The organism is Actinoplanes sp. ATCC 53533 (genome assembly GCF_003947245.1).
Window position 1 is genome coordinate 25,235 of sequence record NZ_QHHV01000236.1, and the last position, 10,054, is coordinate 35,288.

Consider the following 10,054-nt stretch of genomic DNA (forward strand, 5'->3'; position numbering starts at 1 on the left):
TGGCTATCCGGGCGCTTTCCCGCAAGGGTGGAGTGGTCGCGGTGACCTCGTCCGTGGTCGCCGCACCGGCGACGACGCGTGGGAGGACGAGCGATGGCGGGTATCAACCGGCGGGAGTTGCTGGCCGGGGTCGCGGGTTCGGCGGTGCTCGGTGGAGCGGCGCTCCCGGCCCCGCCCGCGGCGGCGGAAGCCGCCCCGGCATCGGCTTCTTCCCCGCGACCGGTTCGGCTGCGGCAGGGCACCGACATCGCGGCCCGGGTGTCGCCCGACGGGCGCCACATCGCCATGGATCTCGCCGGCGTGCTCTGGGTCCTGCCCTCCTCCGGCGGCCCGGCGCGGCGGTTGACCGGTGACTTGTTCGACATCGCCCAGCCCGACTGGACGCCGGACTCCGCCGGCCTGGTCTTCCAGTCGTACCGTGACGGGGTCTTCGACCTCTGGACGGTCCGCGCCGACGGCAAGCAGCTGAGCCAACTGACTCCGGGTCTGTGCCGACCCGCGGCGGACGACAAGACGCAACCCCGTTGTCCGTTCGACCACCGGGAGCCACGATTCTCCCCGGACGGGTCCCGCATCGCGTTCTCCACCGACGAGTCCGGCAGCTACGGCATCCGCGTGCTCGACCTGGCCGGCGGCGCCGTGACCACGATCGTGGACTCCGCCGAGCAGGAGTACGAACCGGCCTGGTCCCCGGACGGGCGGCGGGTCGCGTTCGTCGTCGCCAACACGCGCATCGACGTCGTGGAGGTGGCCACCGGGGCCCGGGAGACCGTGGTGAGCGTGCCGGCCGGGCAGGTGCTGCACGCTCCGGAGTGGACACCCGACGGCGCCGAGGTGATCTACCACCGGCTGGCGGGCGGGCGCAGCGAGCTGTGGCGGGGCGGCTCGCCCGAGGTCACCGACGAGGACGTCTTCCCGTTCCGGATCTCGTGGCGCACGGATCGCGAGTTCGTCTACACCTCCACCGGCGGCATCCGGCGCCGCACCCTCGGCGGCACCGCCACCGGCAGCATCGGCTTCGTCGCGCCGGTTTCGGTGGCGCCCGCCCGCTATCGCAAGCGCCGGCGTGACTTCGACTCGGCGATGCCGCGGCCGGTGGTCGGCATCGGCAGCCCGGTCCTCTCCCCCGACGGCACCAGAGTCGCGTTCCGCGCCCTCAACGACATCTGGACGATGACCATCGGCGGACGGCCCGCGCCGCTGACCCGGGACCGGTGGTGGAAGTCCGATCCGGCGTGGTCCCCGGACGGGCGCTACCTGTCGTATTCCACCGACCGCGGCGGCAAGCTGGATATCTGGCTGCGCGACCTGCGTACCGGATCGGACCGGCAGTTGACCGCCCTGCCCGGCGCCGCGGCGGTCTCCGGAAGCTGGTCGGCCGACGGCCGCCGGCTGGCCTTCCTCGACCAGACCGGCGCGCTCTACACCGTCGAGGTCGCCACCGGCGCGGTGCGCCAGATCTACCCGGCGACGTTCGAGCCCGGGCGGCCCACCTGGTCCGCCGACGGTGCCACCATCGCGCTCGCCGCGATCGTGCCGTACTCGGCCCGCTACCGGGAAGGGCTGAGCAAGATCCTGCTGGTGGACCGCGAGACCGGGGCCGGCCGCTACGTCGACCCGATGCCGCACCGGTCCCTGCAGACCCGCGGTGACGACGGCCCGGTCTGGTCGCCCGACGGCACCAGGCTCGCCTTCGTGGTCGCCAGCGCGCTCTGGCTCGTCGACGTGCACCCCGACGGCAGCTTCGCCGGGACAGCACGCCGGCTCACCGACGAGGTGACCGACGCGCCGAGCTGGAGCGGCGACTCCCGGCACCTGCTCTACCTGAACAACGGCAGGCTGCGCCTGGTGCCGGCGGCCGGAGGCCCGCCGCGGACCGTACCCGTGGGGTTGAGCTGGACCAACGCCCGGCCGCGCGGGCGCACCGTGATCCACGCCGGCCGGGTCTGGGACGGCGCCGGCTCTCGGCTGCGCGAGGACGTGGACATCACTGTGGAGGGTCACCGGATCGTCGCCGTCGAGCCGCACCGCGCGGGACGCGACGGGCGCCGGGTGGACGCGCGCGGCGCGGTGGTGATCCCCGGCCTCATCGACATGCATCACCACCGGGAGATGCAGGGCTACTCGTACGGGGACCGGCAGGGCCGGCTCTGGCTGTCGCTGGGCATCACCACGACCCGGTCGCCGGGCAGCCCGGCGTACCACATGGTCGAGGAGCGCGAAGCGATCCAGTCCGGGGCCCGGACCGGGCCGCGGTACTTCGGCACCGGCGAGGCGATCGACGGCGCCCGGATCTTCTACAACTTCATGCGACCCACGTACGACGAGCGCCAGCTGGCCCGCGAGCTGGAACGGGCGGCGGCGCTGGACTACGACCTGACCAAGTGTTACGTCCGGCTGCGCGCAGCGTGGCAGCGCAGGGTCATCGCCTGGTCGCACCGGCACGGCATCCCCAGCACCTCGCACTACCACTACCCGGCCCTCGCCGTCGGCGGCGACGGCATGGAGCACGTGGGCGCGACCAACAGGCTCGGCTATTCGCGTACGGTCACCGCGCTCGGCGCCGTCTACAGCGACGTCGCCGACATCTTCATCGCCGCGCGGGCGGCCCTGACCCCGACGCTGTTCAACGCGATCAGCCTGCTCGCGGACGACGACAGCCTGGTCACCGACGAGCGGGTCCGCACGCTGTACCCGCCCTGGGAATACACGAACCTGCGGAACCTGCTCGCCACGGCCCGCACCACGGACCAGACCGTGGTGCGCGCGAACCTCGCCCGGCAGGTCGCCCACCTGCGCACCCTGATCCACGGCGGCGCCCGGGTGGTGACCGGCACGGACTCCCCCATCGTCCCCAACGCGGTCAGCACCCACCTCAACCTCCGGGCGATGGTCGCCTACGGCCTGACCCCGTACGAGGCCCTGACGACCGCCACCCGCACGGCCGGCGACTACCTGGGCGAGCCGCTGGGCCGAATCGCGGCCGGCCACTACGCCGACCTGGCCTTCCTGGGCGGCGACCCCCTCACCGACATCCGTCAGGCGGCCAACGTCCACCAGGTGATGACCAACGGCGAGTTGCTGACGGTGCCGGAGCTATTGGAGCCCTTCGCCGGGCTGCGGCCAGCAACCGCGCTGTCGGTTCCGGTGCCCGTGCCCGGGCACCCCGACAACGACGGTTACTGGTGGCAGGACCCGCACTACCTGGCGGAGAGCCGGCACGCCTGCTGCTCCGACGGCTGACCCGGACCCCCGGCTGCCGCACCCGACCACGCCGATGACGACATCGTGCCTCAGGAGGCGCAGGTGTTGATCATCGTCTGCAGGGCGGTCTTCTCCGTCGACTGCAGGGTCAGCGCGTAGTACGCCTTCACCGTGACCCACATCTTGGCGTAGGTGCACCGGTAGGAGGTGACCGATGGCTGCCAGGTCGACGGGTCCTGGTCGCTTTTCGACTGGTTCACGTTGTCGGTGACCGCGATCAGCTGCGGGCGGGTGAGGTCGTTGGCGAACGCCTGCCGCTGGGCGGTCGTCCACGCGTCGGCCCCGGAGCGCCAGGCCTCGGCGAGCGGGACGACGTGGTCGATGTCGATATCCGAGGCGGCGGTCCAGGTCGCACCGTCGTACGGGGAGAACCAGCTCCCCGAGGTCGCCGCGCAGGCGGTGCTGGTGACCACGGAGGTGCCGTCCCGCTTGAGGACCGTCTCACGGGTGTTGCAGGTGCCGCTGATGGTGATCCAGTGCGGGAACAGGTCCCGGTCGTAGGCGGTGGTCGAGCCCTCAGCGGCCACGGTGAGCGCGTTCAGCCGCGTCTGTGCGGTCGCCTTCGTCGGGATTCCCGGCGGGGTGGCCTGGGCGGGTGCGGCGAGCAGAGTGCCGGCGAACGCGGCTACGGCGAGGGTGGTGATCCAGCGGGACGGTTGCTTCAATGCCGGCTCCAAGTGGTCGGGCAGCCAGCCGACCGCCGGCGCCGCCCCGAATATTGATGGATCTTGGTGTGTTACGCGACCGGCCGGATGTGAACATCTTGTAAACCATCGCCGCGGGTTGACGCGGCGGGGGTCGCGGGGGCACTCCACGGCCTGTTGGCCGTGGCTGACCTGCGCCTCAAGGATTTCCCAGCCGAGCCGTCGGGGTGCCCTGTGATGCTCTCGAGGCGAACAGGCGGAGATCAGAGCGGTAGGTATCTCCACATTGTTGAAACCCGTGAACACCATCTACGAGGGGAGACGCGTGAAGCGTTTCATCAAAGCAGTGACGGCAATGGCGCTGGCGGCCGCTGTTGTGCTGCCCGCCGGTCCGGTCAGTGCAGCTCCGGCGGCTGCCGCCGCCGTGGACGTCTGCCACCATGCCACGCTCGGCGGTAGCTACATCTGCGATTACGGCGTAACCACGGGCACCTTGGCCGACGGCCGCAAGCAGGTCTTCGTGGTGGGCACCAACTATGCCGTCTACTCCCGCTGGCAGCTCGGCGGCGGCACCTGGAGTGCTTCCTGGTACAACATGGGCGGCGACGTCCGAAGCCCCATCCAGCTCACCCACAACAACACGAACCACCTGCGTATCGAAGTGACGGGCACGGACGGCTTCCGCTACTTCCGCCACCGGAACGCCAGCACCGAGGCCTGGAGCGCGTGGGCACCCGTCTAGCCGGCCCGGGGCCGCTGAGCACGTAGTACGCGAACGAGGGCGAGACCTCGTCGTGGGTTCGGATCAGGTTTCTTCCGAGAGCCCGAACCCCGACGAGGTCACCGCCGGCATGCAGGTCGCCGGCGCCGGCGCCTCAGGCGCGGGAGCGGGAGGCGAGGATCGCGCGGCGCGAGCGCCAGGCGAGGACCGAGCCGATCGAGAGGGCCGAGAGGACCGAACCGACGCTGAGGAACGAGCCGATCGACCCGATCGAGCCGCAGGACCCGATCGAGCCGATGGACAGGGCCGACCCGGTGGAGCCGATCGAGAGCACCGAGCCCTGGGACCAGAGGCTGAGCACGGAACCCTTGGATTTGTACGAAAGGATCGACCGATCGTCACTCATGACCACGAGTCTAGGCCGTGGAACAAGGCGGAGAGGCGGCATGGCCCCGGGGCACGCTATCGGTTGTGAAACCAGGAGGCGACCTGAATGCGGGAGACGAGTCCCAGCTTCTGCAGGATGTGCTCGACGTGGCTCTCGGCGGTGCGCTGACTGATGACGAGCTTTTCGGCGATCTGCTTGTTGGACATGCCCTGGGCGATGAGCTCAGCGACCTGCGCCTCGCGGCGCGTCAGGGGCGCATCCGACCGGTGGGCGTCCGCACCGGGTGCGGACTCGACGTGCTGTCCTTGTGCGTACGAGATGACGTCGTCGACGGTGAACTCGGCGCCGCGCCGGACGGCGGCCGCGTAGGCGGTCTCGCCGAGCGCCTGGCGGGTCCGCGTTCTCCACCCTTCGTTCGGCTCGGCCAGGACCTTCCAGTGGCGCACCGATGGCCGGAAGCTCTGCCATCTGTGGTGCGCCGCGCCGAGGAACGTGGCGGCCCGCTCGAAGTCACCGGTCGCGGCGGTGATCTCGGTGAGGAGATCGAGGGAGAAGATCAACGTCATGGCGTCGGGCAGGCTGCGGCGCAACCTCAGGGCCTCCTGGGCGTGTGCGGCGGCGGATTCCAGGCGGCCGAGGGCGAAATCGGCCCGTGCGAGATTGTTCAGTCCGTAGGCCAGCAGGTATCGATCCCCTCGCGCCCGGCAGATCGCCAGAATCCGCTCGTCCTGTTCGGCGGCGGCAGCGAAGTCACCTGCCAGGTAGCTGGTCATGGCGAGGGCGATCCGGGCGTGCACCGTGCTGGCACCCGCCTCGCCGAGGGCCTCGAACCGCGCGAGCGCATCGGCCAGCAACGCGTTGGCTCGGTCGAGGTCACCGCGGTGCATCGCGACCGCGCCGAGTCGTTTGATGGCGCGTGCCTGTGTCACCTCATCGCCCAGCTCGCGCGCCAGGTCGTGGGCCGTTTCGAGCAGGCCGGTGGCCGCGTCGAGATCACCCTGCACGCTGGCGAGGTGACCGTGGGCCCACAGCGCCCTGGCCAGTTCCCGGGTGGGCTCCGGGTTGGCCTCGGCCGCCCGGCGCAGCCACGTACGTCCTTCCAGCACCAGGCCGAAGATCAGCCAGTAGAACCACATGGCCGCGGCCAGGCGCATCGCCCGCTGCCGACCGCCGGGGGCGGCGAGGTAGAAGTCGAACGCGGCCCGCAGATTGGAGTGCTCGGCCCTCAGCTGCCGGCACCGCCCGCCCTGGTCCGGTCCGAACCAATCTCGTTCCGCGGCCTCGGCGAGGCGGAGGCACCAGTCCGCGTGCCGGCGTCGAAGGATCGCCTCCTCACCGCACCGTCCGAGCTCTTCCCGCCCGTACTCGCGGATGGTCTCCAGCATCCGGTATCGCGCCGGCCCGTCCTGGTCATCGCGGATCAGGATGGACTTGTCCACCAGGTCGGCGACCATGTCCAGCAGGTCGGCCCCGGGCAGCGTTTCGTCGGCGCAGATGTCCTCGACCGCGTCGAGCTGGAATCCGCCGGCGAACACCGACACCCGCGCCCACAACCGCCGCTCCGGCTCGGAGCACAGGTCGAAGGACCAGTCGACGCAGGCCCGCAACGTCTGCTGCCGGCGCGGTGCGCTGCGCGAACCGCGGCCGAGCAGCGCGAACCGGTCGTTCAGCCGGTCGAGGATCTCCTCCGGCGCCAGCGCGCGGACATGCGCGGCGGCCAGCTCGATCGCCAGCGGCAACCCGTCCAGCCGGCGACAGATGTCGGCCACCGCGGCGTGATTCTGCTCGGTGAGCCGAAAGCCCGGGCGGACGGCGTCGGCTCGGGCGACGAACAGGGCCACCGCCGCACACCGGCCGAGTCCCGTCAGACTCGACCGGTGCCGCGCATACCGGCTGAGCCCCGGCAGATTCGACCGGTGCTGCGGATCGGGGACCGGCAGCGGCGGCACCACGCGGATCCGCTCTCCGGCGATGGACAACGACTCCCTGCTGGTCACCAGGATCCGCACGCGGGGGCAGGCACGCAGCACGGCGTCGGCCAGAGTCCAACAAGCGGCGATCAGATGCTCGCAATTGTCCAGAATCAACAGCGTCTGCCGGTCGGCGAGCTGGCCGGTCAACTGCCGCAGCGGTGGTCCGGCTGACTGCACCCGCAACCCGAGCGCGTCCGCCACCAGGTAGGTGAGCGCGTCCAGGTCCTGGGCCTCCGGGGCGGGCTGTCCCGACCCTCGCAGCTGGGTCAGATCGACGAACCACACCCCATCCGGGAACGCCCGCCGCAGCTCGGTCGCCACGCACAGCGCCAACCGGGTCTTGCCTGTCCCCCCGACCCCCGTCAACGTCACCAGCCGGCCGTCGGCCAGCAGCCCTTTGACGTCTCCCACCTCGCGTCGGCGGCCGACGAAGCTGGTCAGCTCGGCGGGAAGACTGCCGACTTCGACCCGGCCCACGGCAGGCGCCACCTCAGATCTCCGCCGTCCGCGGATCCGCTGGTCCATGAGGAATCCCCGGTGATCTGAGGAACGAGCGGGACGGTAGCCCGACGATCGCCGCGAGCAGGGCAGCCATCGTCACGACCACCACGTAGATCGCCGGAGACACCGGGCTCCCCGTGGCGGCGATCAGCGAGGCCGACACGTACGGCGCGCTGCTGCCGACCAAAGCCACCGCGAGGTTGCTGGCCAGCGCGGTCCCGGTGAAGCGGATGGGCACGGGAAACAGCACCATGCTCAGGACGGCGCCGAGCATCCCGCTGGCACCCAGGAACATCGCCCAGAGGCTCTGCCCGATCAGCGCGCCGGCGAATGTTCCCGACCGGACGATGAGCAGGAACGCGGGCACCGCGGCGAGCGCGGCGCCCACCACGACACCGATCGCCACCCGGCGCACCGGATACCGGTCGACGAGATACCCGCCCAGCATCGTGGACAGCCCCAGGACGATGATCGAGAGACCGTTGGCCGCGAACGCGTCGGCCGGGGAGAGCCGGCCCACCCGGATGAGATAGCTGGGCAGGAAGCCGACCAGCATGAAGCCGCCGAGAGACGCCGCGGCCGTCCAGACCGTGAGCACGAGCAGCCGGCGCTTGGCAGTGCGCAGCGTCCGCACGATCGGGGCACTGTCGCGCTTGGGGGCGTCGCCGAGCGCGACGAACACGGGGCTGTCCAGGACCCGGGTCCGCACGTACAGCCCCACCAGCCCGATGAGTGACGCGACGAGGAACGCCAGCCGCCACCCCCAGGTGGCCAACTGCTCCGGTTCCAGCGATCTGGCCAAGGCGAACCCGGTCGCCGCCGCGGTCAAGGCACCGACGTTGCCCGCCACGTTGACAATCGACACCGCCCGGCCCCGGCGATCACTCGGAGCGTGCTCGAACACCAGGACGTTCGCCCCGGTGAGCTCCCCGCTCGCCGACAGCCCCTGCAGCACCCGGCAGACCAGCAGCAGCACCGGGGCCAGGATGCCGACCGTGTGGTAGGTCGGCAACAGCCCGAGTGCCATGGTGCTGCCGCTCATCAGCAGCACCGACGCGACGAGTGCCGTCCGCCGCCCCAGACGATCTCCGACGTGGCCGAAGATGACGGCACCGGCGGGACGGACGACCGAGCCGAGGGCCAAGATGGCGAACGTGGACAACAACGCCGCGGTCGGATCCTGGCGCGGAAAGAACTGCTCGGCCAGGACGCTGGCGAAATAGCCGTAGATGAGCAGGTCGTAGACCTCGACGAAGGTGCCGGTCGTGGCGGCTGCCACGACCCTTCGGTAGGCGCGCCGGTCGAGGTCAACCGGGGAATCCGCCAAGATCACTCCTCCCGGGCGGCTGCGGACCCGGGCTCCGGACCAGGGCGGGAGGCCGGTCGCAATGCTGGAATCAGCCTAGGACCGCCCGGGCGCGCCCGACGGACAGCCGGTGTGGTTCCGGCCGCTGGGCGGCGGCCCGGCCCGGCCGCCGGCGCGATGTCTTGGCTACGCCTGCTCCCTGAACAGGATGTCGTCCACCTTGACGTCGACGCTGGTGACGCAGAGGCCGTAGTGCTCCACCGCCTCGATCACCCTGGTGCGGACCTCCGCCGTCACGTCCGAGACGACCTCACCGGCCGCGATGACCAGGACCACGGTGACGGCGACATCGGTGCCGTCCACCCGGGCCGACACCCCACGGGTGGCGTCACCGACCTTGTCCAGGCCGACCTTGTCCAGCACCGCGTTGAAGAAGCGGGCCACGTCGCCGCCGAGCTCCACCACGCCGGGCACCGAACGGGCCGCCGCGCCGGCGAGCTTCTCGACCACCTCGCTGTCGAACTTGGTCGTGCCCCGGTATGCCGCGACCTCGACCACCTGGGCGCCACCCGACTGCGGCGGCACAGCCAGGACCGCGGCGGGCAGGAACATCTCCTGCGTCCGGTCCGCGTGGAACTCGGCCTCGTCGCTCATGGTCGTCCCTCTACCTGATCCACATCGGAACGCGGCCGGTGAGCCGGTGCGCACGGCGAGCGTACTAGACCGTTATTGGTCCGGGTTTGTGCCTCGGATGCGGCGCGGGGAAGGGTATCCGGTGACGGCCGGTGTGTATCGGCCGATGGAGGTCTGGCGGTATGCGTCGGTGACCCGGTAGCGGATGGCCGGCACCGCGCCGGTGACGCCGCGCCGGGGCGTGAAGATCACCGTGCCGACCGCGCCGATGAGCGTGGGGTCGAACGGCCGCCCCGCGACGGTGCTGACCGAGGAGGCCGCGGCCAGCGCGAAGCTGCCCTGCGGCACAGTCGGGTCGGCGAGAGCGCGCCCGCCCGCGTCCACGTAGCCGATGGACCCGCCGGCCGGGATCTCGAAGGTGACCGACTGCGCGGCGCTCGCGGGCCCCGTGGAGGCGAGGTCCGGCGCGTCCGGGGCCGGCGGGCGCGTCACGGTCGGCGTGTAGGTGACGGCACGGGTCTGCCCGCCCGGCCCGGTGAGGCGGATCGTCACCGGTGCGGCCGTGCCGAGGTAGCCGAGTGCGGGGGTGAAGGTGACCGCGGTCGGTGAGTCCCGGGTGTAGAA

At 71.2% G+C, this 10,054-nt stretch carries 8 protein-coding genes; 2 read left to right on the forward strand and 6 right to left on the reverse strand.

The genetic code is table 11. The features are described 5' to 3' along the window. Positions 1-93: 93 nt before the first annotated feature. Positions 94-3,243, forward strand: a complete 3,150-nt coding sequence (locus tag DMB66_RS50690) for an amidohydrolase family protein (RefSeq protein WP_125811271.1) — start codon at positions 94-96, stop codon at positions 3,241-3,243. Positions 3,244-3,293: 50 nt separating this feature from the next. Here the strand turns inward: DMB66_RS50690 and DMB66_RS50695 are convergent, their stop codons facing one another. After that, the gene (locus DMB66_RS50695) at positions 3,294-3,908 is read right to left on the reverse strand and encodes an HNH endonuclease family protein (protein ID WP_233625419.1); all 615 of its coding nucleotides are present in this window, start codon (positions 3,906-3,908) and stop codon (positions 3,294-3,296) included. Between the two features lie 298 nt (positions 3,909-4,206). On the opposite strand from DMB66_RS50695, the gene DMB66_RS50700 reads away from it, so the two are divergent. After that, complete coding sequence (locus DMB66_RS50700; protein WP_125811273.1) at positions 4,207-4,650, forward strand: hypothetical protein; 444 nt, start codon at positions 4,207-4,209, stop codon at positions 4,648-4,650. A 133-nt stretch (positions 4,651-4,783) separates the two neighbouring features. Here DMB66_RS50700 and DMB66_RS50705 read toward each other — a convergent pair whose 3' ends face one another. The 5 genes from DMB66_RS50705 to DMB66_RS61865 all read right to left on the reverse strand — a co-directional run. Continuing rightward, positions 4,784-5,035 carry a hypothetical protein gene (locus tag DMB66_RS50705; RefSeq protein ID WP_125811274.1) on the reverse strand — a complete coding sequence of 84 codons (252 nt, stop codon included), beginning with the start codon at positions 5,033-5,035 and terminating at the stop codon, positions 4,784-4,786. A gap of 56 nt (positions 5,036-5,091) precedes the next feature. Further along, positions 5,092-7,467: a LuxR C-terminal-related transcriptional regulator gene (locus tag DMB66_RS50710; protein WP_158647627.1), complete on the reverse strand. Its 2,376-nt coding sequence runs from the start codon at positions 7,465-7,467 to the stop codon at positions 5,092-5,094. Between the two features lie 13 nt (positions 7,468-7,480). Next, on the reverse strand, positions 7,481-8,818 hold the full coding sequence (locus DMB66_RS50715; RefSeq protein WP_158647628.1) for an MFS transporter: 1,338 nt from the start codon (positions 8,816-8,818) through the stop codon (positions 7,481-7,483). A 165-nt stretch (positions 8,819-8,983) separates the two neighbouring features. Then, the gene (locus tag DMB66_RS50720; RefSeq protein WP_125811277.1) at positions 8,984-9,451 is read right to left on the reverse strand and encodes an Asp23/Gls24 family envelope stress response protein; all 468 of its coding nucleotides are present in this window, start codon (positions 9,449-9,451) and stop codon (positions 8,984-8,986) included. Positions 9,452-9,523: 72 nt separating this feature from the next. Then, positions 9,524-10,054: hypothetical protein (locus DMB66_RS61865; protein ID WP_158647629.1), on the reverse strand; the 531-nt coding region annotated here is incomplete at its 5' end.